Here is a 23,344-nt window from a genome sequence, read left to right as displayed (position 1 = left end):
TTTCGGTCAGGCTCTTTTTGGTATTTAAAAAGTTGGTAAATTATCGAGATTATTTGTAGGGTCACCATCTGCATCACTGCGTAAATGCTTATCTCCGTCTCTGCCTTTGAAGGTATTTACATGCTCAATTTCTCCGTTATCAGCCATCTGCTGGGCTTGCTTATAATCGACAACCTGGCCGGAAGACAGTTTCAACTCAATGATATCTCCGTCACCATTTTTTCTAACTGCCACTACTTGTTCAGCCATTTAGATCGCCTCCTTATCCATAGCTTGTACATTTTTATTAATTTTATTAGGTAAAAAATGTACATTTTAAGAGGCGGTTAAGAAAGTCCTGGAAATGGGTAAAACTAGACAAGTGAATCATTTTTTTAATAAGCTATATTTAGGAAAAAACGATTCCAGGAAAGGATAAAATTGCATGTCCAAACTTGATTTATCTCAATTTGAGAAAAAACTGGCGGTCAGGAATCTCCAGGATAAAGATATTGAAGCTATTTTAAAATTACAAACCATCTGTTTTCCAAACATGGAACCATGGAAGCGCGACCACCTGGAAAGTCATTTGCGGCATTTCCCGGAAGGACAGTTTGTTGTCGAATATGATGGAGACATCATCGGAAGTTGTTCCAGCTTGATTGTCAATTTTGATGAATATGATGATAAGCATACCTGGGACGACATCACGGATGAAGGCTATATTACCAATCATGATGATGAAGGATACAATTTATACGGGATAGAAGTGATGGTTCATCCGGATTTTCGCGGGATGAAAATCGGCCGCCGTCTCTATGAGGCACGGAAAGAATTGGCTCGTCAATTGAATTTGAAAAGTATCATTATCGGCGGTCGTATCCCCAACTATCATAAATATGAACATGAGCTGACACCCAGGGAGTATGTGGAGGAGGTTCTAAACAAAAATATCTACGATCCGGTCTTGACGTTCCAGGTAATGAACGGATTTACCATTATGCGAATTAATCCGAATTACCTGCCGGATGATACTCAGTCCTCGAAGTACGCGACGTTGATGGAATGGAACAATGTCGATTACAAGGCCAGGACAAAACGTCATTTCAAGACAAGCTATCCTGTCCGTATTATGGTCATTCAATACATGATGAAGAATATTGATTCGTTTGAAGAATTTGCAAGACAGTGTGAATACTACGTGGATGTGGCAGCTGACTTTGGCTCGGATTTTGCTGTTTTTCCTGAAATTTTCACGACACAGCTTATGTCATTTCTGGAAGAAAAAATTCCCTCAAAAGCTGTGCGCAGATTATCAGAATTCACGGAAGACTATATTGAGTTGTTTACCCATCTGGCAGTGAAATACAACGTCAATGTTATCGGTGGATCTCATTTTGTGGAAGAGGACGACCACATTTATAACATTTCCTATTTGTTCCGCAGAGATGGTACGATAGAAAAGCAATATAAGATCCATGTCACCCCGAACGAGCGAAAATGGTGGGGCATCCAGCCTGGAGATGCTGTCAAAGTATTCGATACCGATTGCGGTAAAATCGCAATCCAGGTCTGCTATGACATCCAATTCCCAGAGCTTGCCCGCTATGCCGTCGATAAGGGGGCGAATATTATCTTCGTACCATTTTGTACTGATGACCGCCAGGGGTATCTGCGTGTACGCTATTGTGCCCAGGCTCGTGCTGTTGAGAACCAGGTTTATACCGTCATTGCTGGTACGGTCGGCAACCTCACTCAGGTGGAAAACATGGATATCCAATATGCCCAGTCCGGCATTTTCACCCCGTCTGATTTTGAGTTCGCAAGAGACGGGATCGTGGGTGAATGTAACGCCAATGTCGAAACAGTTGTTGTCGGCGATGTCGATCTTGAGATCTTAAGACGTCAGCGTAAATCAGGGACGGTCCGTCAATTGCATGATCGGAGAAGAGATTTATTTGAACTGGATTATAAATTGGACACCATTGTCAAACCAGAACGAACGTAAGAAAGGAAGATTAAAATGTTGAAAGACCAAGTCGCGATTATTACCGGGGCTTCCCGTGGAATCGGAAAAGAAGTCGCTCGTCAATTAGCCGCGAAAGATGTGAAACTCGCGATACTCGGAAGCTCGCAGGACATCCATGAAACAGCGGAAGAGCTGAAGCAGGAAGGTTATTTGAACGTGCAATCTTTTATCGCTGATATCAGCAAAGAAAATGATGTAGAACGTGTAGTTGAAGCTACGAAGAAAGCTTATGGGAAAGTTGATATTCTGATAAATAATGCAGGGATCGGGGCATTCAAAAAGGTTGAAGATGTCACCGTGGAAGAATGGAATAAAACATTCGCCATCAATGTTCAGGGTGTGTTCCTTGCTACAAAAGCGGTTCTGCCAATCATGAAGAAAAATCAATTCGGCACCATCATCACTGTAGCATCGGATGTATCCAGGTATACGATTCCAGAAGCAGGGTCACTTTATACGTCTACAAAATATGCCGTTCAAGGCTTTATGGGCGCAGTCGCTCAGGAAGTTCGTGAACATGGCATCCGGGTCGGAACAATCAACCCAGGCATGGTCGACACATACTTTGCCAACAGTAAACAAGGGCTTCCAGAAAAAGAAGAATGGCTGAAGGTTGAAGATATCGCGGAATCGATCGTTTATATGGCAGGCGTTCCTAAACATATGCTGATCGATGAACTTCATTTGCATCCACTGACGCAAACCTATCCAAGGCCATAAGTATTGGCTGCCGTTAGCCATAGTATGTATTAAATGTAAAAAGTTGAAAAAGCAGCCAAAGCGGCTGCTTTTTTTAAACCATCATAGCCGGAGCTGTGGTAGCCATGGCATGATCGATATAAGAAAGTAAACTTTCATGGGATTCAAGCACTTGCTGCTCGGTCGAGGGATAATGGAAAGCGTGCAGGAAGACTTCAATTTTCTTGGATAAAAATTGATCCTGTGTCCGCACCATCAAAATCAACAAGTCATCCCATTGTCCCCAGAGCGTATAGTACAACGCTTTATCATAGTCAGTGCTATACATGGTGTCGCCCCTTTCTAAAGCGAAGGGTTACTTTTATTATGTCCGTCGAACGTTTAAGTCTTCCTGTAGATTGGTACTAAAAATGTCAACACTTGACGGAATGAAACAGGTTTATCGACAGAAAATAAGGGTAATCCATTGAAAGGAGCACTTCTATGACAAGTCATAACGGCAGCAAAGGAAGTAAGAACCAAAATTCACCGCGACGAACAGGAAAATTGCCTGGTGGAAAAATGAATGAAGAATTCGGAAAAGAAATCACTTCCGGCGACCAGAATAAAGGGAAAGAATACCGTTCCAAAAAAGGTCCGAAAGCAAAAAAGACTCATAATAAGTAATGATGGATGCTCCGGTATTTTCTCCGGAGCACCCTTCTTTACATAAAGAAAAATATGGTATAATCATTTTTGATTATGTTGGAGAGGAGTGGTGTCAGTCATGGAAATGGAAAGAGCAAAACAACTACTCATTGGGACGGATAGAAAAGAACAATTATTTTTATCGAACGTATGGAGCATAGCTGCATTCGGTCTCTTTATGTTATTTACCTTTACAGTAGCCGGGACAGATACTGCCTTGCGTGTAATGGTCATTTTGACTGAAATTATTGGGGTTCTGGCAATAGCTGCTGCAATTTTTGGTATTTTATATTTATCTGGAGAACAACAATGGTTTTCGATTGCTAATGTATCTTTTTTGAGTGTATGGCTGATATTTGCTATCGGCTATGAAATCGGGCTCAGTGAACCGATGAGTTATTATTGGATTTTATTTATTACATATTATATTTTCTTTATCGCTTCCATTGTATTCATTCGATTAGCTTACACAAGAATAGCCAGTGTATATAAGATAGTGCCACCTGTTTTTATGTTTGTGAATGCGCTGTTGACCGTATATATGATTTTCTTGAATATGTGGTGGGCACTGACATCTTAACTTCAGATGAAGGCTTTTTGCCTTCATCTTTTTTTGTACTTTAAGGAAGATTAACTTTGTTAAAAAATACTAAGGTTTTCGCCATTAAGTACTTTGCAACAAGCCAGATTTTTTAAAAGGGAATTTTGATATTTTATTCTTGGTAATTTAACTCTTCCTGTGCATAAACCTCCTCTTTCTTGGAAGGATAATCAACGACAATGATTACATTCTAACCATAAAGAAGGAGGAAGTGTAAAAAATGAAAATAAAAACAATTGCTCTCAGTTTTCTTGCGACAACAGCTTTGGTAGCCTGCCAGGCGGATCCAGAAGAAGGAGCGCAAAATAACGACAACCTTAATGGTCCGGAAAATGTAGGGTTTGAAAGAGATGTAGACGAGATGGCCGACGGTGATGATCGCAATAACAATAATACACGTAATACGAATTATAAAGTGGCCGACCAGGCAGCAAAGACCATAACAGATCAAGTAGAAGGCGTCGATCGTGCCAATGTATTGACAACACGCAATAATGCTTATGTCGCAGTGGTCATGGATGGTAAAGATAAAGGAGATAATACCGGTAATAACAATGATTTAGGCAATCAAATGAACAATGCTAATGGTGTACGTGATAATGGGAATGATAATAATGGTATGGACGTAGGAAGAAATGAAGATGGAGACGTCAGTGATAAAATGAAAAAGAAAATCGCCGATATTGTCAAGAACCAAAATGAAGATATCGATAATGTGTATGTTTCTGCAAACCCTGACTTTGTCGATTTGACTACGAACTATGCTAATGATGTTGACAAAGGAGAGCCAGTAGAAGGTTTCTTCCGCCAATTTGGAGAAATGGTTGATCGTATCTTTCCTGATGCAGAATAACAACAACCAGGCTGTTGCTTGAAACAGCCTGGTTAATTTTATGGTAAAAAATTTTGGGTGAATTCTGACGAAAAAAGCACAAAATAATAAATAGGGGAGGTGACTATATTGGCCCAGGATGTATTATGTGAAGTGAATAACTGTGTATATTATAAAGAAGGAAACCGGTGTGGCGCATCGGAAATATACGTAGTGAGCCATGCAGGAAGTACTGCTGAAGACAGTAAAGAAACAGACTGTAAAACGTTTGAGCCGAACCACCACTAAACGATACAGCGTCCAAAATTGGGCGCTGTTTATTTTAAATTTACTATTGCATATATAAGCATATACTTATAAGATTATTTATGTGGAGGTGGACGAATGGAAAAAACAATTGTAGAGATAGAGCGTGCGGCAACTGTGTTGAAACTGCTTGGAGATAAAACACGACTGACGATTATTGGCCTTTTGCATGCGAATGAATGTTGTGTGTGTGAATTTGTCGAGGTTTTACAGATGAGTCAGCCGGCAATCAGTCAACATCTTCGTAAACTTCGGGATGCAGGGTTAGTAAAAGAAGAAAGAAGGGGCCACTGGATCTTTTATAAATTGAATGACACGAATGATATTTATCCATTAGTGGCAGAGGTACTTGAGCATATACCAGATCAAACTGAAAAATTAGAAGCATTGGAGAAATCAGGCAAACGGATTCAATGTAATTAATAGGAGGAATTGTCTTTGGCTTCCGTATTATTAGCAACCATCATATTCATCATTACACTGATCCTTGTTATCTGGCAGCCGAAAGGTTTAGGCATCGGATGGACAGCGATCGGTGGAGCAATTCTTGCGTTGCTTGCAGGTGTCGTTGACTTTAACGATGTGGTAACTGTGACGGGGATTGTCTGGAATGCAACGTTAGCTTTTATCGCTATCATTATTATATCTTTGATTTTAGACGAAATCGGCTTTTTTGAATGGTCGGCGCTTCATATGGCACGGATTGCGAAAGGTAAAGGAATTCGGATGTTTGTCTACGTGACATTGCTTGGAGCGATCGTCGCAGCACTATTTGCGAATGATGGTGCAGCGTTGATATTGACACCGATTGTCCTCGCAATGGTGCGTAATTTGAACTTTAAAGAAACGATGATCCTGCCTTTTATCATGGCAAGTGGGTTCATTGCGGATACGACTTCGTTGCCATTAGTCGTCAGCAACCTGGTGAATATCGTATCAGCAGATTTCTTTGACATCGGATTTGCTGAATATGCATCACGTATGATTGTCCCTAACTTTTTCTCATTAGGAGCAAGTATTCTTGTACTGTACTTATTTTTCAGAAAAGATATTCCTGAAGATTACGATATGAATCAGTTGAAAAAACCAGTGGAGGCTATCAAGGATCATAAAATGTTCCGGCTCTCCTGGGGAGTATTAGCGGTCTTACTGGTCGGTTATTTTGCCAGTGAGTTCATTGGGATTCCAGTTTCTATCATTGCCGTGATCGTCGCTATCTTCTTCCTGGTCATGGCACGAAGAAGTCCTGCAGTAGAAACAGCGAAAGTCATCAAAGGGGCGCCATGGGCGATCGTTTTCTTTTCAATCGGGATGTATGTCGTGGTTTATGGACTTCGTAATGTCGGTCTTACTGATGTCCTGGCTAATGTCATTCAGGCGACTGCAGATACTGGCCTGTTCGCGGCAACTATTTCGATGGGATTCATCGCTGCTATCCTGTCTTCGATCATGAACAATATGCCGACTGTCATGATTGATGCACTAGCGATTGCCGACACGAATACGACCGGTACCATTCGTGAAGCATTGATATATGCCAATGTCATCGGTTCTGACCTGGGACCAAAAATTACCCCGATCGGTTCACTCGCCACGTTATTGTGGCTTCACGTACTTTCCCTTAAAGGAGTAAAAATCTCCTGGGGGTACTATTTCAAGGTAGGGATCATTTTGACGATACCGACGCTATTCATTACGTTAGTCGGTCTATATCTATGGTTGTTGTTCATTTAAATTCAATAATAAAGGAGAAACATCATGTCTAAAAAACCAGTCATTTATTTCTTATGTACAGGAAACTCTTGCCGCAGCCAAATGGCAGATGGGTTTGGTAAAAAGTATCTTGGCGATGAGTATGAAGTATTATCAGCAGGGATTGAAGCGCACGGATTGAACCCAAATGCGGTGAAAGCGATGAAGGAAGTGGGAATCGATATCAGCAATCATACTTCCGATATCATCGATCCTGAAATTTTGAATAACGCAGCATACGCGATTACATTATGCGGAGATGCCAACGATAAGTGTCCGGTGACTCCTCCGCATGTGACTCGCTATCACTGGGGCTTTGATGACCCTGCCAAAGCGGAAGGTACAGACGAAGAAAAATGGGCCGTGTTCCAGCGCGTACGTGATGAAATAGAAGCGCGTATCAAACGCTTTGCAGAACATGGAGAATAGAATAACTAACACGTGAACCGGGGTTTTGTGCCCCGGTTTTTTAGAAGGAAGCACATCCAGTTTATTAGTCATTTGGATAATATGTTTGGAAAAATCCCAGCTTGGTTAATAGGTATAATGGAAGGAAATATGCAACACAAGCAAAAGCTTACAACTTTTGGGCATACTATCTACTAACCAATGAACTGTTAGGAGGAATAACAAAAATGGCTCATAAAGCGATTATTTTAGGAACGGGTCCGTCCGGTTTGACGGCCGCTGTCTATTTAGCAAGAGCAAACATGGAACCACTTGTCATTGAAGGTCCGGAACCAGGTGGACAATTGACATTGACAACAGAAGTGGAAAACTACCCTGGATTTCCTGATGGCATTATGGGACCGGAACTGATGGATAATATGAAAAAACAAGCCCAGCGTTTCGGTGCGACATTTGAACGGGGCTGGGTGACAGATGTCGATACATCAAACCGACCATTCAAGGTTTCCGTAGATGGTCTTGGTGAGCTCGAAGCAGACTCTCTGATTGTTTCTACAGGCGCTTCAGCGAAAATGCTCGGCATCCCGGGGGAGAAAGAAAACATGGGGAAAGGTGTCAGTACCTGTGCAACCTGTGATGGATTCTTTTTCCGGGATAAAAAAGTGTTGATTGTCGGTGGCGGTGATTCCGCAATGGAAGAATCTAATTTCCTGACCAAATTTGCAAGTGAAGTGAACATCGTGCATCGTCGTCACGAATTGCGAGCTTCAAAAATCATGCAGGACCGTGCGAAGAACAATCAAAAAATCACCTGGAGCCTTAATAAAACGCCGATCGAAGTCCTTTCAGACGGTATGAAAGTTTCCGGTCTTAAAGTGAAGGATAACGATTCAGGTGAAGAGGAAATTATTGAAGCGGATGGCATTTTCATTGCTATTGGTCATAATCCGAACACAGAATTTTTAAAGGGGCAAGTCGATACAGATGAAAACGGCTATATCCAGGTGACTCCTGGCACGACAAATACCAATATCCCTGGCTTGTTCGCTTGTGGTGATGTGCAGGACAATAAATATCGCCAGGCGATTACGGCTGCAGGAACAGGCTGTATGGCAGCTATGGACGCCGAGAAGTATCTGGAAGGTGAAGTGACGATCGACTGGAGTCAAAACTTATCATCGTAATAACTAAAAGCGTGCAGATCAAATCTGCACGCTTTTTTCAGGAATTATTTTTCTAATGTTTCGTCCATGCGGAAAGCAGTTATGAGGCCTGCCAGGAATGGCATCAATGCAACCAGAGCGATAGACCAGCTGACACCGAGCATATCGGCGATGAGGCCGGCTAATAATGCTCCGAAAGCATAGCCGCTGTCCCGCCAAAAACGATAAACCCCCATCGAAGTAGCCCGCCAATCCGGGTGGGCGACATCACTGATCGATGCCATGATTGTCGGATATACCATCGCTGTGCCAATCCCTAATAGGAGCGCACCCAACAACCATAAAGGGTAGCTATTGACCATCAATATGAGCCAAAGGGACAAAGCTTGCAGCCACATCCCAGTTGTTATCAGCCATTTACGTCCGATTCGGTCACTTAACACGCCAGTGAATAGCTGGAAGAATCCCCAGGCTGCAGGGTACACGGCGACGACGGTTCCGATTTGACCGACAGACAAACCGCCAGAAGCGAAGAATATCGGAAATAAACCCCACGCCATCCCGTCTTTCAAGTTAGTAGTGAGACCTGCAAAACTGCTGCTTGCCAGGTTTTTATTTTTCCAGCTCGTACGGCTGAATACTTCTTTTGTAGAGAGAGCGTCCGTCATTTGTTGCTTTTCACTTTTAGCCTGGACCTTTAAATGTTTATCTGTATTCTTTGCAAATAGAGATAGAATGAAACCGATAATAACGATAACGATGCCGATATAAAAAGGTTCTGGAGTTAAGGAATAGCTGGAAGCTACATATCCTGAAGCTGCTGCCATCAAAGCAACACCTATATACCCGGCGAATTCATTGAAACCGACCGCCAATCCGCGCTGTGTTGGCTTAGCCAGGTCAACTTTCATATTTACCGTCATCGACCAGGTTAATGACTGGTTAATTCCCAAGAGAACGTTGGCAAACACGATGACCCACCAGGCTTGAGCAAAAATCACAAGCAAGGGTACCGATAAACCGATAGCCCATCCAAGGAGGAGGACGTGTTTTCTCCCAATCCGATCGGCCAGATCTCCTGCAAAGAAATTGACGATTGCTTTAGAAAAACCGAAACTTACAATAAAAGAAAGAGCGGCACTCGTGGAGGCCAGACCGAATTGTTCTTCACCGATTATCGGCAGTATTGTCCGTTCCAGTCCAACCATCGAACCGACAAAAAAGTTGATTAGAACGAGTAAGGAAAATTGTATAATATTTTCTTTTACACCGACTTGTATTTTATTTAATGACCCTTCCATATCTACTCACCTCAAAAAGATAGCATGCTGCTTCCGTTAATGATTTTGATTCGCCTGGTAGTGATTCCATTCATGGACACCTGCTTCCAAGCGGGCTGCTTGATAGCCTTGTTCTTTAAGAAACTTGACCGCTTCTGTGGCATATACACAATAAGGACCGCGGCAGTAGGCGATGACTTCTTTATCCTTCGGTAACTTATTTAAATGATCATACAATTCCTCAACAGGAATCGATATCGCTCCTTCTATATGTCCAGTTAGAAACTCTGATTGTGGCCTAACATCAATCAGAACGTGACTGTCACCTGCCTTAAGGTTAAACCAATCCTCCAGCTCAATCGTTTCTAATTGATCTCCTCTTACAATAAATTTTTCGCGTAAGTGATTTATTTCGCTAATTTGGTCCTCGGCAATTGATTTCATTGAAAATAATAAATTTACCACCTTTGGATTGGCTAACTGGTAAATGACATAGTTCTTATTTTTTTGATAATCAACCAGGTGGGCGTCGAGTAGTGCTTGTAAATGTTTAGACGTATTAGCCATGGACATATTACTTTCATGTGCCAAAGTTTCTACAGATTTGGGAGATTGCGAAAGTAAATCTAACAATTCAAATCGTTTCGGACTTGATAAGACTTTCCCCACCCGTGCGAAATCGCTATATACGGCGTCTTTAAATGATCTGGCATCCAAAGGAAGCACCTCCTAACTATTCAACCATTTAGTTGAATAGTATCATGCAGCCTTATCTTTTGTAAATGTGTAAAGTTTATTCCTTGCTCATCATTCTCCTGAAAAACTCATACATTAGAGTAATAATCAATAAGGGGGAGAACTAATTGAGATCTGAGCAGCAACAGCAGCTGAATAAAGCAATTAGCGAAATTACTGAAATCGCAGAAGGGTTTGGGCTGGATTTTTACCCGATGCGTTATGAAATTTGTCCCGCTGATATCATCTATACATTTGGTGCTTACGGCATGCCGACACGTTTTTCCCACTGGAGCTTTGGAAAGCAGTATCATAAAATGAAACTGCAATATGACTTAGGGCTAAGCAAGATTTATGAGCTGGTTATCAATTCCAATCCATGTTATGCATTTTTGTTGAATTCTAACAGCCTGATTCAAAATAAACTGATTGTGGCCCATGTGCTTGCTCACTGTGACTTTTTTAAAAACAACGTGCGGTTTCAAAATACGAACCGTGATATGGTAGAAAGCATGTCTGCGACTGCTGAACGTATTTCTGCTTACGAGCATAAATATGGCAAGCAGGAGGTAGAGGATTTCCTGAATGCCATCTTAGCAATCCAGGAGCATATCGATCCTTCGCTTGTGCGTCCTAAATTAGAATGGACGTGGCAGGATGTCGAGGAAGAGGAGGAGGAAGAACCGGCACCAAGACCGACACCTTATGATGATTTATGGAAACTTGGCGATGAGCCAAAAGAAGAAAATACAACCAAAAAGAAAAAGAAGTTTCCACCAAGACCCGAAAAAGATTTACTATTATTTATCGAACAGTACAGCCGTGAACTGGAACCCTGGCAGCGCGATATTCTGACAATGATGCGCCAGGAAATGCTGTACTTCTGGCCACAGTTGGAAACGAAGATCATGAACGAAGGCTGGGCTAGTTACTGGCACGCTCGTATCCTGCGGGAAATGGACCTCACAAGTGGTGAATCGGTGGAGTTTGCAAAACTTAATGCAGGTGTCGTTCAGCCATCAAGAACGCAAATCAATCCTTATTATCTGGGCTTGAAAATCTTCGAAGATATAGAAGAACGTTATGATAATCCGACGGAAGAGATGAAAAAGCGCGGAGTCGAACCAGGATCAGGACGGGAAAAGATGTTTGAAGTTAGGGAAATTGAGTCAGATATCTCTTTTATCCGAAATTATTTAACCAAAGATTTGTGCCGAAATGAAGATTTGTATCTTTTCCAAAAGCAAGGGAAGGACTATAAGATTTCCGATAAAGACTATGAAGCGGTGCGAGATCAGCTTGTAACGATGCGTGTAAATGGCGGGTTCCCATACATCACTGTGAACGATGGCGATTTCTTGAAAAACGGCGAACTGTACCTGAAGCATCATTATGAAGATGTCGAGCTCGATCTGGAATATTTGGAACGAACACTGCCTTATATCCATCAGCTATGGGGGCGCCCTGTTCATATGGAAACGGTTGTCGAAAATAAAGAAGTGTTGTTCAGTTACAGTGGCAAAAAGGTGCAGAAGAAGTTTTTATAATAAAATAGAAGGTCCTGACGGTTCTATTCCGTCAGGGCTTTTTTGATGAGCAACGAAATAAGGTATACTAAATGAATATAAGTCCAAGGAGGGGGGAGCTTTGATGTACAAAAAACTGCTGGCAATCGGATTTGGAGGGGCATTAGGGACGCTCTGTCGTTATGTAATTAATCTTCAGACCCTATCAACCGGACTCCCTATAGGTACGGTCATAGAAAATCTTATTGGCAGTATGCTGCTTGGGTTGTTTACCGGATGGGTATTACATAGAAAGCCGAGGGAATGGGTGAGTGCGGGAATCGGAGTCGGGTTTTGCGGCGGGTTTACAACGATGTCCACACTGGCAGCTGATACGATATCCCTCAACAGCCAGGTATCCTTCACAGCGTCGATGATTTATTTAGTCGTTTCAATATTCGGAGGTACAATCCTTGCTTTTGGTGGATTAATGCTAGGAGCAAAATGGAGTGGAAGTACTGGAAAATAAGGTGGAATGAAAGATGAATGTTATTTTAGTAGCTATAGGTGGTGCGTTGGGGGCGATGGCCAGGTACCTGCTTGGTTTGATAATCATGAAGCGGTTTGCAGATCCGCCAATCCCGTTTGCTATGCTCTCTGTGAATATCCTTGGTTCCTTCGGTCTTGGCCTGTTTTTTGGTTTGTTTTATGGTGCTATTCCTCACGGTGCTTATCAAGATCCGCTTTTCTTATCTGTGGGAATAGGTTTTTTCGGGGCCTTTACAACATTTTCTACGTTTAGTGTAGAATTAGTCCAGCTGATACAGAAGCAATATTACAGCAAAGCTGGCATCTATCTTAGTATATCTGTCCTTGGCAGTATTACAGCTTTTGTAGTGGGTTTATATGCAGGGAGATAATGGGGATTATTTACATTAACCCTATTAACTTTTTCTTGCTAAAATAAAAATTGTTCATTATTGTATGATGTATGGCAATAATAGCCCGTTTTAATGTCGTAATCAATTTCTTAGGAAAGCCGTGAGTAGCTATGAAATTAAAACATCATAAAATGAAAAGTCTCGATCGGATACATCGCTTTACATCTGCGCAACTGATCGTTTTATATTATATATCAGCTGTTATCATTGCTACATTATTACTTAGTTTGCCATTCACCCATCGGCCAGGGGTAGATTTGACATTTGTTGATACGTTGTTTACTGCTGTCAGTGCCATCAGTGTTACTGGTCTTACGGTAGTTTCCACAGCGGATACGTTCAGCGTTCCCGGTTATTTTATCTTAATGTTCGTCCTCCAGTTCGGAGGCATTGGAATTATGACACTGGGTACCTTCGTTTGGCTGCTATTTGGTAAACGTATCGGTCTACGGGAAAGACAATTGATTATGACAGACCAGAATCAATCGACTTTATCAGGTTTGGTACAGTTAATGAAACAAATATTAGGTCTGATTTTAGTTATTGAGTTTATCGGATTTCTGGTGTTAGGTACTTATTTTTTGCAGTATTTCCCTACCTGGCAGGAAGCCTATATACAGGGAGCATTTGCGGCTGTGAGTGCCACGACGAATGCAGGGTTTGATATAACCGGCAGTTCTCTTGTACCATTCGCGGATGACTATTTTGTACAGTTTTTAAATATTGTATTACTGATTCTTGGAGCAATCGGATTTCCGGTGTTAATCGAAGTTAAAGAGTTTCTGACCTATAAAGGGGACAATTATCGATTTTCACTTTACACCAAGCTGACTACATCTACCTTTTTCTTGTTAGTATTAGCTGGAACACTTTTTCTATTGATCTTTGAACAGGGTAATTTTCTGGCTGATAAGTCCTGGCATGAAAGTTTGTTTTATTCATTGTTCCAATCGGTTACCACTAGAAATGGGGGGCTGGCTACCATGGATGTCAGTGAATTTACCACTGGCACATTATTAGGTGTTTCCATGTTAATGTTTATTGGTGCTTCTCCCAGTAGTGTAGGTGGTGGGGTCCGTACCACAACATTTGCGATTGCTGTATTGAGTCTATATGTATTTGCAAGAGGGAAGTCGACGATTAAAATATTTGACAGAGAAATTGAACAAAATGATGTGATACGTTCCTATATTGTCATTATGACCGCCTCACTGATTTGTGCTTTCGCGGTCATCACTATGGCCATGACTGAAGATTCTTTTACATTGACGGAAATAATTTTTGAGGTATCCTCAGCTTTTGGAACGACTGGACTTTCTATGGGAATCACTCCTGAGCTAAGTACCGGCGGTAAAACAGTAATCATGATTCTGATGTTTATCGGAAGAATCGGGATTTTCTCTTTGTTATTTATCATAAGAGGAAAAGAAGTCAAAGAACATTATCACTATCCAAAAGAACGAGTCATTATTGGTTGATGCCCCGATGAGGCTCATACAAACTTCCGTTATACTGCCGCTTAAATGGTTTGTGAAAATTTTTATGGTATTCGCAAGTGAAAAAGTGGTGACTCAGTTTGTGGAGAGGGTAAAACGGGTTGCCGAGGAAAAGTTTCATAAGGAATAAAGCAGTATAAAAAAAGGAACAGTTGGTGATTAACCAACTGTTCCTTTTTGTAGTTTATTCAGTAACTTCGATAGAGTTAAGACCGCCAACAGCTGGTTTTTCTCCAGCAAGGTCAGTTGTGTTGTCACTACCAAAGCCTAATGCAAAAACTGCTGCCAAAGCTAGCACACCCAAAATTTTAGTGATTTTTTTCATTTGTTTCACTCCTTTACTCCATTATTTGTAAAGCCTTCTGGTAATAGATGCTTGAACATTTATAATTCGCCTCCTGGAAATGATAGTTTCCAAGAGAACGGTATGCCTGATAAAGATACTCGTTTTCGCTTTGTTTCTCATAGTACTTCATTGCTGCATCTAAATCTGTTAAGTATTCTTCGGTATTTAAAAATTTTAAGATAAAGTCTGTAAATAAAATAGTGATGTAAGATGGATTTTGATTAGTTAATTTATTTTCATGTAAAGCTTGATATAACTGGAGGCCTTTTTCTTTGTCTTCATTAATGATATATAAATCGATTAAAGCCCGATAAGCACTCCACAAAGGAGTTCGTCCTTCTACCAGATCAGTTTCTATTGATTTTTGTAAGAATTCCTCAGCTTCAGGATACTTTTCTAAATCCAAATAAGTTAATCCTTTATTATGATAAATAAGTGTTAGCAAATCTGTATATTCATACTTAGTTGCAGTAATTAAAGCTTGTTTTAAATATTGCAATGCTTCTTCATATTGTCCAGTTTCCATATGTTGAGCTGCCAACAAGTTATTGGTTTTACATAGTAAAATTTCATATTTCTTCGTGTATTCAAACATGAACTTGGCTTTTAGGCCAAACTGTATAGCCTTACTATGTAACTCGAGCTTTCCGTATAATAAAGCGATATTGTATATGACAGCCGCCTTCATAGGTCCCTGCTCGACTGAATCCACGAACATCTCCATGTAGTAAGTGCTTTCTTTGATCATATTTTCTGAGAACATTTTCAGCGCCATCATATAATTGAAGCTTTCTCTTACCAGTTTCGGATAAGAGCGCAATTCTGTTTCATCAATATAGTGAATGATGAAGTTTTCGTATAGGTCTATGGCTTTTTTAGTATCATTGATCTTGTAGTAATAAGCACATTTCAAACATAAATAAGTGGCTTCCAGGTTAATCGGCGATAGGTATTCGAAGTAATTCTCTTCGATTACATCGATCACTTCTTTTGCCTTGTCCGGGTGCAGAACAATATTGGACAGAAGGAGGCGTAGAATATACTCTGCGTCTTCATCCCGTCGTTCATAGTTGGTCAAAAACCCCGGGCAAACTTCGAATTTACGTTCTAAAGCTTGCAACACATGCGGCCTGGGAGGATAGTTGCCCTCTTCTATTTTAGCCAGGTAACTGGAAGATGTAATAGTGTCTGCGGTTTGCTTTAAGGTTAGCTTCCGGTTATTTCTCATGATTTGAATGCGATTCCCGATGTGCATAATCAGACCCCATTGTGTGTTTATTCCAAAGACTCAGACAGTGAGTCTTGATTATTTTCATATTATACCAAAAGAAGAAAAAAGGAAATATGCCTTACTGTTTTTGTGAGAATACTATCATGAAAAACAGGTAAATATACCTATTTATTGTTGCTTTTTCCTTATTACATACTTCTGAATTACATGTTTTTCAAGGTTTATTTATCTAGGAATACCACAAAATGATGATGGGTAAAAAGTTATCCTTTTCAAAAATTCTGAATATGCTATAATGACTTAACAAATCTGAAGAGGTAAGGAGCGATTTCCATGGAAAAGCTTAGAGAAAATCCCGATCATGAGCCAGTAGATGATAATCGTTCCTTTTTGATGTGAGAGTATAGGCGTATTCGTCCTTGCTCTCTTTTTTTATGCTGAAATTTTTAGCAGGAGAACGTTTGCAAATGGCCGATAGGAGGAAAAAAGTTATGAGATACCGTCGGGTTTTAGTCAAAATCAGTGGTGGCGCACTTAGTGGAGACAATAACGAAAATTTTGATCATGCGCATTTAGAACATATCTCCAATGAAATATTATCTCTTGTAGAAGCCGGGATTGAAGTAGCCATCGTAGTCGGAGGCGGAAATATTTTCCGTGGAAGGACTGCGGAAGCCTGGGGAATCGACCGGGTAGAGGCTGACAATATCGGTACGATGGGAACTGTGATCAACAGTCTCATGTTACGCGGGGTATTAAAAAGCAAAACGGAGAGGGAAGTTAGAGTGATGACTTCGGTACCGATTTCGACCGTTGCTGAACCATATATCCGCCTGAAAGCTATGCATCATTTGGATAAAGGATACCTGATCATTTGTGCGGGCGGAAATGGTCAACCGTTTGTGACGACAGATTACCCGGCTGTTCAGCGTGCTGTTGAATTGGAATGTGATGCTATATTGGTAGCGAAACAAGGGGTGGATGGCGTGTTCACTGCAGATCCAAATAAACATAAACACGCCAAAATGTATACGTCCCTGAATTATGATGATATTCTGATCAACAACATTCAAGTGATGGACCAAACCGCATTGCTACTGGCGAGAGACCACAAGCTTCCTGTCCACATATTTAATTTTGACTATCCTGAGATTATAAAAAAATTATGTGCGGGGATGGATGTCGGCACCATTGTTTCGAGCCATCCATCTATGTTGAAAGAAGACGCATAATTTTATCCAATAAAAAAGATGATTTATAGGAAGAATATTAGTAACATAGTGATTGACTGTAAAGGAGAGAGCATTCATGGCAATCAAACCGATCATTTTGTCAGATAAAGAATTTTTGAATCATGAAGAATTGCATTATCCATTCGAAGAAAGAGGATTGCAGTTCGGTGATGGTGTTTACGAAGTAATCCGGGTTTACGATGGCAATTATTATTTAATGGAAGAGCATATCGATAGGTTATTCCGTTCTGTGGAAGCAATAAAAATTACGATGCCTTTCTCAAAAGAGGAACTGAAAGGTTTGCTGCAGCAGTTGTTAGAGAAAAACCAGGTTGATCAAGACGCAAAGGTCTATTTACAAATAACGAGAGGCTCTGCAGCCAGGGATCATGCCTTCCCTGTGGATGTAAAGCCTAACTTTTATGCTTATGCACAAGAGTTTTCCAGGAACTTGCCAGCCATGTGGAATGGCGGATCAGTCCTGTCCCATCCAGACCGCCGTTGGGATTGGTGTTATATTAAGAGCTTGAATCTGCTTCCAAATGTTCTTGCCAAACAGGAAGCGAAAGAGAACGGCTGTATGGAAGCGATCCTTCATAAAGATGGAGTCGTAACGGAAGGCAGTTCATCCAATGCCTACCTCGTGCGAGACGGGAAAATATATACCCATCCCGCTAAGAAAAATATATTACATGGCTGTGTCCGCATGAGGGTGGAACAGTTCTGTGATGATCTGGGCATACCATTTGTGGAAGAAGCATTTCGTGTCGAGGATATTCAGCATGCTGACGAGATGTTCATTACGAGCAGTACGGCTGAGGTAACTCCAGTCACACATTTCGATGGTAAAAAAATAGCGACCGGCTCACCTGGTGAGGTTACCAGAAAACTTCAATATGCCTATGAGAAAGATGCTGGAATTCCTACAGCAAAATCACTTTTTGAAAGTGTGGAAAAGCAAAACGCTTAAAAAACTTATGTACTGCAAGGATATAATTGATACAGGCGAAATTTGCCTGTATCATTTTTTTTCCTCTTTTATTTTAAGGAAAGGCGGCTAAACTATCCATGGCAGCTTTTTTTGTGTACGATGAAGAGGAAAGGAGGGGCCACACGATGAAAAAAGTTCACTTGGAATTTACACCAGTACAATACCAGAAGCTTGTGGAAGCCCTGTTTTTAGGAGGATGGGTAACCAATATCACTAGAGATGATCTGGATGAGGAATTTGAAGCGCTTCGTGACTATATCTTTCAATATTATAAAGAGGCTGGAATGGAAGGGTTGATTGAAGAAAATCAGGAAATAGGTTATAAGGATTTGAATGTTGACTATGAGTCGACATTGCTTTCCCGTTACATCGAACCTTATGATGAACAAGTGTTTTGGGAAAAGCTGGCGGAAAAATTATCTGACCGTGAGTTGGTTAATTTGGAAGGTCCAATTGCAGTTCCACTCAATGAGGCGCAAATCTTAAAGAAGCTTGCCCTTGAAGAAGAGATTGAAGAAGATTTACACATAAACGGGCTGCAGCATGTGAAGTGGGAGCGAAAATGAATGCTTTATTTTCGTGAACTCCCACTTTCTTGTTTCTTCTTCTTTATTATAGCTCCTGTCAATAGTAACACCGGCAGGACAAATCCATGCATCGTTGCGTAAGGAAGCCATGTGGTGCTTACGAAAGTTTCAAAGTAAGCGACATCAGGATAGGCAATGATTGAAAGTACTACCATGCCCATCCCTAATGGCAATAGTAAAACCCGATAGTCGTCGATTTTTAAAAATTGAGCGATTCCTAAACTCGAAGCATAATAGAGTATGACCAGTTTAAAAAAAATGGTCAGCATCCATACAATTGCCACGATGATTTCTATTCCTTCTAAGAAACCCGCAATGTTTATTTTTGATGCCAGCTCATATATGGGATATTCATTCAAAGCAGTAAGGTCACTGCCCATCACCAGAATGCTGAACAAGGTAAGCAGTGTCAAAAAGCCGCCCCCAATTAATAACCCAATCAACCAGGCATGTTTAGCTTTGCCTTTTTCTTTCACTTGCGGATATATCATCAAAAATATGACCATTTCCAGTATCGGAGTACCAATGACAGTTAAGGAAGTACTTGTAATAGTGCGAAAATCACTACCAAAAATAGGCTTAAGGTGGTTCAAGTCAAGTTGTGGTGTAAGTGAAAGGAAAAGGAAAACCAGTAATATGATCATCCAGGTGATGAACATTTCTGCCGAACGGCCAATCACTTCGATACCTAAACGGGCTCCCAGTACTACGACTAACAAGAAAAGGATATGTGTGTATTGTAAAGGCGTGTCAACCATCATCTGGGTGGTCATGAAATCACCAATATTTCGCAATACTAATGCAGCCAGGATGTAAATGAAAGACAGGTGAAAGAAACTGATGATTCGACCGAACCAATTTCCGAAGATATCAATAGCTGCTTCTACAAATGTTTTATTTCCAATAGTGACACCTATTTTATGGTATAAAAACACCAATAATATTCCGATCACCGTCCCTAATATAGCTGAAATCCAACCGTCCTGCTTTGCTCCGGCAGCTAGTGGACCAGGAATGATGAGTATGGAACTTCCTATTAAAAAAAGTATCACCAAATACATGAATTGGCGCGGACTGATCGTCTTATTGTTCATCTTTTTCATCCTCGTTTATCGGGTTTATAACTTTTTTAACTGGCTGGCACTGATTTAGTGCAAAACTGACGCGGGCTGATTGTGTTATTATCCATCATCATTCAACCTCGCTTTTTATCATTTGTACAAAGTATTCTGTAGCCAGGTGCTGACAGGGGCATAAAAAGCCTGGATAAGGTCTAAGGGATTTGGCGGTTCTTTGCCAATGCTTTCTACTATACTTAAAACTGTGGCTGCAATCAGAAACAAACAGAAATAACCTAACTCTTTCTTTTTGTTTTCCCTTTTAAGTTTGGGAGCTTCAATAAAAAAGATAGCAGCTGCTACGAACAGTACACCCAGGATCGGCCACATGACATCATCTATCCTTTCTTTTGCAGTGGTTGGACATTAGTACCTTTTCTTCTGATATTGACTTTCGTATTAATTTCTACCTCTGTTTCGACGAAATGAGTATCCCAATCTTTTTCAACTTTTTTCCAGTATTTAGGGTCTTTCCGGTTGACCGCATTACCGAATCCGAAAATATCACTTTCATATACTTCTTGTGCAGCCTTAATGGACGCCTGGATTTTATTTTTGATGTCAGCTTCTGTTTTATTAGCAATCATCTGAAGAGTTTCCGGTTTACTTAAGTCAATCTGGCATTCGACTTCCCCTACATTCCCTTCAGCTTGTACCTCAACCGAAATAACAGGCTTTCCTTTTTTCATTTGGGCATCAATTGCTGCGTTCGTGCGCAAAAGTTCTACTCCGACTTTTCCGCTATCTTCCTCTTTACAAGGAAAGTTGATCAGTGTGCTTTTTACGTTGCCAACAACATAATTATAGCCTTTACTCTCTGTCTCGTTGAGCCATCCAAGCATCCGGTCGTCTTTAAAGACACTAAGGTGGTCTATCTCTAAACGGGTGGGGGCATCGGTGGATTCCGTATTTTTATTAGAGCTGCCAGTATCTTCACTTCCGTTCATCAAAACCCCAGTCATTACGGGGCTTTTCCCTGTGCTTCTTATGTCAGAAATGACTTGGTCAATATAGACCCCTTCTGTCGCAGCCCAGTTTTCTTGAGCTGAAGTCAGTGTGTCCATGATTTTATTTGCCGGAATCTTTTCATACGGTGTCATGATACTAAGAATGTCTTCCACGCTTGCGTTTTTTGCTATGGTCATAAAAAAGCTGGTGCGGAATTCTGCGTCCCTGTATAGTAAGTCCAGTGCAGGAAGAATCCCTTCTTCAGCAAGAGACTGACCGATTACTAATAAACGCAGCTGTGAAACGTAAATTTTTCGTGGTGCTGTCTTTGTCATTTTTCGAAGTGCTTCAGAAAGTGTTTCCCCTTCTGACTTATAAATGGATACAGGGGGGCGTGTAGATGCCTTTTCTGCAGCAATTTCAGAGGGATTGATTATCTGTACCGTCAAAGCATAGTTTCCCTCTTCTGTCTTATCGATTCCTAAGGCCACTGCAATTCCAAGGTCGTCAAGTTCCCGGCTGCTCCAACAGCCTGACAGCAATATAAGACAAGAGAACATAATCAGGAGCAGCTTGCTTTTTTTCCAGAAATAATCTATTCCCTTCATTTTGAGCTCCCCTTTGATTGGTTTCGGCCACTCGTCCGTTTTTCGTTTTGATGAGAAGTAGCAGAAGGCCTGGACAGCAACCCCCAGTGTGGAAATCGGACCAGTACATCTTTTTGGTCTTTGGGAACTAGGGGAGCAAACGGTGACATGTATGGAACTCCGAAAGATTGCAAGCTGCACAGGTGGAGTACCAGGGCAATCAAACCGAGTATGATTCCATACAATCCAAACGTAGCAGCTAGTATCATCAAGGAGAATCGGAGCATCCTGACAGGAATCGCCATATTGTAGGATGGGAAAACAAAACTGCTGATTGCAGTGATGGCAACGACAATGACCATCGCCGGAGAGACAAGCCCTGCCTGTACCGCTGATTCACCCAATACCAACGCTCCTACAATCGAGACGGCAGAACCGACAGCTTTCGGAAGCCTTACCCCTGCTTCACGAAGGATTTCAAAGGTCGCTTCCATAAGCACAGCTTCGACAAAAGCCGGGAATGGCACACCCTCACGTTGGGCTGCTAAGTTGATCAATAAGGGAGCTGGAATCATTTCCTGGTGAAACGTTGTGATGGCAATGTATAAAGATGGCATGAACAAAGCGATGACAAATGAAAAAAGTCGTAACAACCGGATGAATGTTCCGATATCATAACGCTGGTAGTAATCCTCGCTGGACTGCATAAAATTGACGAAGAGCGCAGGGACTAACAGAACATTAGGTGTACCATCTGTTATAATGGCTACTTTTCCTTCTAAAAGCCCCCCAGCTATTGAATCCGGTCGTTCCGTATAATAGACTTTTGGAAAAGGAGAATAGGGTGGATCTTCAATGAATTCCTCGATATATCCACTTTCCAGCACTCCGTCGATGTCAATCTTATCTAAACGGGCATGTAATTCTTTTACAACACTTTCATCTGCAGTACCTTCAATATATAAGACTGCGATATCGGTAACGGTCTTTTTTCCGATTTTCTTAGCATCGATACGAAGCTTAGGGTCTTTGATTTTTCTACGCACCAGCGCTGTGTTTGTCCGAATTGTCTCAGTGAAAGATTCTTTAGGCCCACGGATGACACTTTCCGAGGTGGTTTCCTGAACCCCACGATCTTTCCAGCCTTTCGTGCTTGCGGATAATGCTCGTGTTTCATTATCAAGCAGTACTAAGGTTTCTCCGGATAATAAGCGCAATAGCAAGTCATCAAGTTTGTTTGTTTCCGTGATTTCTCCTATTGGAAGGGCTGAATCTTTAACCCCATCATATACATGAGCAAGGGAGATGTTTTCTGGTGGAACCTCAACCATCATGACTTCCAGAATGAAATCCTGCACAGAAGTTTTATCTACAAGACCATCGATGAAAATGATTGCTCCCTTGATATTGTTGCAGTTATTCAGTGTTATACGCCGTATTACTAAATCAGAAGCGTCACCTAAAGTCTTTTTGATTACTGTCAAGTTGACTTCTATACTCTTATCTATTTGTTTAGACAGACTGGAGTCTAGTTGAATCTCATTATTATTCGGTGTTTTTTTCTTGCGACGTCTCATGATGCTTGCCCCTTTTGTAGATGCTTTACGTATTAGCTTGCACACCTAAGGGTAATTTATGAATGCAGTGAACCTGATGGCCATCAATAATTGGGGAGCCGCCTTTTTCATAATTGCCTGAATAAAATTACAAGTAAGCGATTGCTTCATTACAGTTTGAATTTAGCGATATTTATAGTAAAATATATTTGCTGCATAAGAATCATCATTACAGATATCCACGCAACACTTATCCACAAAAGGGAAGTCGATGAAATGTTTGAATATTTCATCAATTTCTGCTAACATTATTTTACTGGACAACTTTAAAAAAT

Annotated in this window: 27 protein-coding genes; 17 read left to right on the top strand and 10 right to left on the bottom strand. The window is 41.1% G+C overall.

Translation table 11 applies throughout. The features are described from left to right. Nucleotides 1-24 precede the first annotated feature (24 nt). Nucleotides 25-249, bottom strand: coding sequence for a DUF3892 domain-containing protein (locus tag ACGTN9_RS14285; RefSeq protein WP_499593887.1), 225 nt, complete (start codon nucleotides 247-249; stop codon nucleotides 25-27). A 175-nt stretch (nucleotides 250-424) separates the two neighbouring features. Here ACGTN9_RS14285 and ACGTN9_RS14280 point away from each other — a divergent pair, with 175 nt between their 5' ends. Further along, nucleotides 425-1,987 (top strand): GNAT family N-acetyltransferase, encoded by a 1,563-nt coding sequence (locus tag ACGTN9_RS14280; RefSeq protein WP_499593885.1) that lies wholly within the window; start codon nucleotides 425-427, stop codon nucleotides 1,985-1,987. 15 nt (nucleotides 1,988-2,002) lie between these two features. Then, entirely contained in the window at nucleotides 2,003-2,728 is a 726-nt protein-coding gene (locus ACGTN9_RS14275; RefSeq protein WP_499593883.1) for an SDR family oxidoreductase, read from the top strand. A 73-nt stretch (nucleotides 2,729-2,801) separates the two neighbouring features. Here the strand turns inward: ACGTN9_RS14275 and ACGTN9_RS14270 are convergent, their stop codons facing one another. Beyond that, a complete protein-coding gene (locus tag ACGTN9_RS14270) occupies nucleotides 2,802-3,035 on the bottom strand; it encodes a YhdB family protein (protein ID WP_499593881.1) in 234 nt (77 codons plus the stop codon). A 155-nt stretch (nucleotides 3,036-3,190) separates the two neighbouring features. Here ACGTN9_RS14270 and ACGTN9_RS14265 point away from each other — a divergent pair, with 155 nt between their 5' ends. From ACGTN9_RS14265 to trxB, 8 genes are all read left to right on the top strand, one after another. Continuing rightward, nucleotides 3,191-3,373, top strand: a complete 183-nt coding sequence (locus ACGTN9_RS14265) for an imidazoleglycerol-phosphate dehydratase (RefSeq protein WP_499593879.1) — start codon at nucleotides 3,191-3,193, stop codon at nucleotides 3,371-3,373. 100 nt (nucleotides 3,374-3,473) lie between these two features. Further along, on the top strand, nucleotides 3,474-3,974 hold the full coding sequence (locus tag ACGTN9_RS14260; protein WP_499593877.1) for a hypothetical protein: 501 nt from the start codon (nucleotides 3,474-3,476) through the stop codon (nucleotides 3,972-3,974). A gap of 241 nt (nucleotides 3,975-4,215) precedes the next feature. Further along, the gene (locus ACGTN9_RS14255) at nucleotides 4,216-4,848 is read left to right on the top strand and encodes a YhcN/YlaJ family sporulation lipoprotein (RefSeq protein ID WP_499593875.1); all 633 of its coding nucleotides are present in this window, start codon (nucleotides 4,216-4,218) and stop codon (nucleotides 4,846-4,848) included. 108 nt (nucleotides 4,849-4,956) lie between these two features. Continuing rightward, the gene (locus ACGTN9_RS14250; RefSeq protein WP_499593873.1) at nucleotides 4,957-5,115 is read left to right on the top strand and encodes a DUF1540 domain-containing protein; all 159 of its coding nucleotides are present in this window, start codon (nucleotides 4,957-4,959) and stop codon (nucleotides 5,113-5,115) included. A gap of 96 nt (nucleotides 5,116-5,211) precedes the next feature. Further along, nucleotides 5,212-5,556, top strand: coding sequence for an ArsR/SmtB family transcription factor (locus tag ACGTN9_RS14245; protein ID WP_499593871.1), 345 nt, complete (start codon nucleotides 5,212-5,214; stop codon nucleotides 5,554-5,556). Between the two features lie 15 nt (nucleotides 5,557-5,571). Continuing rightward, nucleotides 5,572-6,867 (top strand): arsenic transporter, encoded by a 1,296-nt coding sequence (locus ACGTN9_RS14240; protein ID WP_499593869.1) that lies wholly within the window; start codon nucleotides 5,572-5,574, stop codon nucleotides 6,865-6,867. A gap of 24 nt (nucleotides 6,868-6,891) precedes the next feature. Then, nucleotides 6,892-7,314, top strand: coding sequence for an arsenate reductase (thioredoxin) (gene arsC, locus ACGTN9_RS14235; protein WP_499593867.1), 423 nt, complete (start codon nucleotides 6,892-6,894; stop codon nucleotides 7,312-7,314). 206 nt (nucleotides 7,315-7,520) lie between these two features. Next, entirely contained in the window at nucleotides 7,521-8,477 is a 957-nt protein-coding gene (gene trxB, locus ACGTN9_RS14230; RefSeq protein WP_499593865.1) for a thioredoxin-disulfide reductase, read from the top strand. A 44-nt stretch (nucleotides 8,478-8,521) separates the two neighbouring features. On the opposite strand, the gene ACGTN9_RS14225 is transcribed toward trxB, so the two are convergent. Further along, nucleotides 8,522-9,757 carry an MFS transporter gene (locus ACGTN9_RS14225; RefSeq protein ID WP_499593863.1) on the bottom strand — a complete coding sequence of 412 codons (1,236 nt, stop codon included), beginning with the start codon at nucleotides 9,755-9,757 and terminating at the stop codon, nucleotides 8,522-8,524. A gap of 36 nt (nucleotides 9,758-9,793) precedes the next feature. Next, nucleotides 9,794-10,453 (bottom strand): ArsR/SmtB family transcription factor, encoded by a 660-nt coding sequence (locus ACGTN9_RS14220; protein WP_499593861.1) that lies wholly within the window; start codon nucleotides 10,451-10,453, stop codon nucleotides 9,794-9,796. Nucleotides 10,454-10,599: 146 nt separating this feature from the next. On the opposite strand from ACGTN9_RS14220, the gene ACGTN9_RS14215 reads away from it, so the two are divergent. The 4 genes from ACGTN9_RS14215 to ACGTN9_RS14200 all read left to right on the top strand — a co-directional run bounded on the left by ACGTN9_RS14215 (nucleotide 10,600) and on the right by ACGTN9_RS14200 (nucleotide 14,395). After that, nucleotides 10,600-12,018: a SpoVR family protein gene (locus ACGTN9_RS14215; protein ID WP_499593859.1), complete on the top strand. Its 1,419-nt coding sequence runs from the start codon at nucleotides 10,600-10,602 to the stop codon at nucleotides 12,016-12,018. A 103-nt stretch (nucleotides 12,019-12,121) separates the two neighbouring features. Beyond that, nucleotides 12,122-12,505, top strand: coding sequence for a fluoride efflux transporter FluC (locus ACGTN9_RS14210; protein ID WP_499593857.1), 384 nt, complete (start codon nucleotides 12,122-12,124; stop codon nucleotides 12,503-12,505). A gap of 13 nt (nucleotides 12,506-12,518) precedes the next feature. Further along, nucleotides 12,519-12,896: a fluoride efflux transporter CrcB gene (crcB, locus tag ACGTN9_RS14205; RefSeq protein ID WP_499593855.1), complete on the top strand. Its 378-nt coding sequence runs from the start codon at nucleotides 12,519-12,521 to the stop codon at nucleotides 12,894-12,896. Nucleotides 12,897-13,048: 152 nt separating this feature from the next. Further along, a complete protein-coding gene (locus tag ACGTN9_RS14200) occupies nucleotides 13,049-14,395 on the top strand; it encodes a TrkH family potassium uptake protein (RefSeq protein WP_499593996.1) in 1,347 nt (448 codons plus the stop codon). A gap of 202 nt (nucleotides 14,396-14,597) precedes the next feature. Here ACGTN9_RS14200 and ACGTN9_RS14195 read toward each other — a convergent pair whose 3' ends face one another. Beyond that, on the bottom strand, nucleotides 14,598-14,738 hold the full coding sequence (locus tag ACGTN9_RS14195) for a hypothetical protein (protein WP_499593853.1): 141 nt from the start codon (nucleotides 14,736-14,738) through the stop codon (nucleotides 14,598-14,600). 13 nt (nucleotides 14,739-14,751) lie between these two features. After that, nucleotides 14,752-16,014, bottom strand: coding sequence for a helix-turn-helix domain-containing protein (locus ACGTN9_RS14190; protein WP_499593851.1), 1,263 nt, complete (start codon nucleotides 16,012-16,014; stop codon nucleotides 14,752-14,754). A 467-nt stretch (nucleotides 16,015-16,481) separates the two neighbouring features. Here ACGTN9_RS14190 and pyrH point away from each other — a divergent pair, with 467 nt between their 5' ends. The 3 genes from pyrH (at nucleotide 16,482) to ACGTN9_RS14175 (ending at nucleotide 18,779) form a co-directional block, all read left to right on the top strand. After that, nucleotides 16,482-17,222 carry a UMP kinase gene (gene pyrH / locus ACGTN9_RS14185; RefSeq protein WP_499593849.1) on the top strand — a complete coding sequence of 247 codons (741 nt, stop codon included), beginning with the start codon at nucleotides 16,482-16,484 and terminating at the stop codon, nucleotides 17,220-17,222. A 76-nt stretch (nucleotides 17,223-17,298) separates the two neighbouring features. Then, the gene (gene dat, locus ACGTN9_RS14180; protein WP_499593847.1) at nucleotides 17,299-18,192 is read left to right on the top strand and encodes a D-amino-acid transaminase; all 894 of its coding nucleotides are present in this window, start codon (nucleotides 17,299-17,301) and stop codon (nucleotides 18,190-18,192) included. Nucleotides 18,193-18,338: 146 nt separating this feature from the next. After that, a complete protein-coding gene (locus ACGTN9_RS14175; RefSeq protein WP_499593845.1) occupies nucleotides 18,339-18,779 on the top strand; it encodes a hypothetical protein in 441 nt (146 codons plus the stop codon). Between the two features lie 5 nt (nucleotides 18,780-18,784). Here ACGTN9_RS14175 and ACGTN9_RS14170 read toward each other — a convergent pair whose 3' ends face one another. The 4 genes from ACGTN9_RS14170 to ACGTN9_RS14155 form a co-directional block, all read right to left on the bottom strand. Then, nucleotides 18,785-19,894 carry a GerAB/ArcD/ProY family transporter gene (locus tag ACGTN9_RS14170; protein ID WP_499593843.1) on the bottom strand — a complete coding sequence of 370 codons (1,110 nt, stop codon included), beginning with the start codon at nucleotides 19,892-19,894 and terminating at the stop codon, nucleotides 18,785-18,787. Between the two features lie 117 nt (nucleotides 19,895-20,011). Next, nucleotides 20,012-20,248, bottom strand: coding sequence for a hypothetical protein (locus tag ACGTN9_RS14165; protein ID WP_499593841.1), 237 nt, complete (start codon nucleotides 20,246-20,248; stop codon nucleotides 20,012-20,014). Between the two features lie 8 nt (nucleotides 20,249-20,256). Further along, complete coding sequence (locus ACGTN9_RS14160) at nucleotides 20,257-21,474, bottom strand: Ger(x)C family spore germination protein (protein ID WP_499593839.1); 1,218 nt, start codon at nucleotides 21,472-21,474, stop codon at nucleotides 20,257-20,259. After that, a complete protein-coding gene (locus tag ACGTN9_RS14155) occupies nucleotides 21,471-23,030 on the bottom strand; it encodes a spore germination protein (protein ID WP_499593837.1) in 1,560 nt (519 codons plus the stop codon). Before ACGTN9_RS14155 ends, ACGTN9_RS14160 begins: the two co-directional genes overlap by 4 nt. Nucleotides 23,031-23,344: the final 314 nt, after the last annotated feature.

This window comes from Halobacillus sp. B23F22_5, assembly GCF_043497085.1.
Taxonomy (GTDB): domain Bacteria; phylum Bacillota; class Bacilli; order Bacillales; family Halobacillaceae; genus Thalassobacillus.
This window is presented reverse-complemented; position numbering and strand designations above follow the sequence as displayed.

Excerpts from the sequence above, each read along its gene's own strand:
- arsC (WP_499593867.1), top strand. The coding sequence starts at position 6,892 with ATGTCTAAAAAACCAGTCATTTATTTCTTATGTACAGGAAACTCTTGC.
- dat (WP_499593847.1), top strand. The coding sequence starts at position 17,299 with ATGGCAATCAAACCGATCATTTTGTCAGATAAAGAATTTTTGAATCAT.
- ACGTN9_RS14280 (WP_499593885.1), top strand. The coding sequence starts at position 425 with ATGTCCAAACTTGATTTATCTCAATTTGAGAAAAAACTGGCGGTCAGG.
- ACGTN9_RS14270 (WP_499593881.1), bottom strand. The coding sequence starts at position 3,035 with ATGTATAGCACTGACTATGATAAAGCGTTGTACTATACGCTCTGGGGA.
- ACGTN9_RS14190 (WP_499593851.1), bottom strand. The coding sequence starts at position 16,014 with ATGCACATCGGGAATCGCATTCAAATCATGAGAAATAACCGGAAGCTA.
- ACGTN9_RS14260 (WP_499593877.1), top strand. The coding sequence starts at position 3,474 with ATGGAAATGGAAAGAGCAAAACAACTACTCATTGGGACGGATAGAAAA.
- ACGTN9_RS14285 (WP_499593887.1), bottom strand. The coding sequence starts at position 249 with ATGGCTGAACAAGTAGTGGCAGTTAGAAAAAATGGTGACGGAGATATC.
- ACGTN9_RS14265 (WP_499593879.1), top strand. The coding sequence starts at position 3,191 with ATGACAAGTCATAACGGCAGCAAAGGAAGTAAGAACCAAAATTCACCG.
- ACGTN9_RS14275 (WP_499593883.1), top strand. The coding sequence starts at position 2,003 with ATGTTGAAAGACCAAGTCGCGATTATTACCGGGGCTTCCCGTGGAATC.
- ACGTN9_RS14245 (WP_499593871.1), top strand. The coding sequence starts at position 5,212 with ATGGAAAAAACAATTGTAGAGATAGAGCGTGCGGCAACTGTGTTGAAA.
- pyrH (WP_499593849.1), top strand. The coding sequence starts at position 16,482 with ATGAGATACCGTCGGGTTTTAGTCAAAATCAGTGGTGGCGCACTTAGT.
- ACGTN9_RS14255 (WP_499593875.1), top strand. The coding sequence starts at position 4,216 with ATGAAAATAAAAACAATTGCTCTCAGTTTTCTTGCGACAACAGCTTTG.
- ACGTN9_RS14165 (WP_499593841.1), bottom strand. The coding sequence starts at position 20,248 with ATGTGGCCGATCCTGGGTGTACTGTTCGTAGCAGCTGCTATCTTTTTT.
- ACGTN9_RS14160 (WP_499593839.1), bottom strand. The coding sequence starts at position 21,474 with ATGAAGGGAATAGATTATTTCTGGAAAAAAAGCAAGCTGCTCCTGATT.
- ACGTN9_RS14225 (WP_499593863.1), bottom strand. The coding sequence starts at position 9,757 with ATGGAAGGGTCATTAAATAAAATACAAGTCGGTGTAAAAGAAAATATT.
- ACGTN9_RS14200 (WP_499593996.1), top strand. The coding sequence starts at position 13,049 with ATGAAAAGTCTCGATCGGATACATCGCTTTACATCTGCGCAACTGATC.
- crcB (WP_499593855.1), top strand. The coding sequence starts at position 12,519 with ATGAATGTTATTTTAGTAGCTATAGGTGGTGCGTTGGGGGCGATGGCC.
- ACGTN9_RS14170 (WP_499593843.1), bottom strand. The coding sequence starts at position 19,894 with ATGAACAATAAGACGATCAGTCCGCGCCAATTCATGTATTTGGTGATA.
- trxB (WP_499593865.1), top strand. The coding sequence starts at position 7,521 with ATGGCTCATAAAGCGATTATTTTAGGAACGGGTCCGTCCGGTTTGACG.
- ACGTN9_RS14175 (WP_499593845.1), top strand. The coding sequence starts at position 18,339 with ATGAAAAAAGTTCACTTGGAATTTACACCAGTACAATACCAGAAGCTT.
- ACGTN9_RS14155 (WP_499593837.1), bottom strand. The coding sequence starts at position 23,030 with ATGAGACGTCGCAAGAAAAAAACACCGAATAATAATGAGATTCAACTA.
- ACGTN9_RS14210 (WP_499593857.1), top strand. The coding sequence starts at position 12,122 with ATGTACAAAAAACTGCTGGCAATCGGATTTGGAGGGGCATTAGGGACG.
- ACGTN9_RS14195 (WP_499593853.1), bottom strand. The coding sequence starts at position 14,738 with ATGAAAAAAATCACTAAAATTTTGGGTGTGCTAGCTTTGGCAGCAGTT.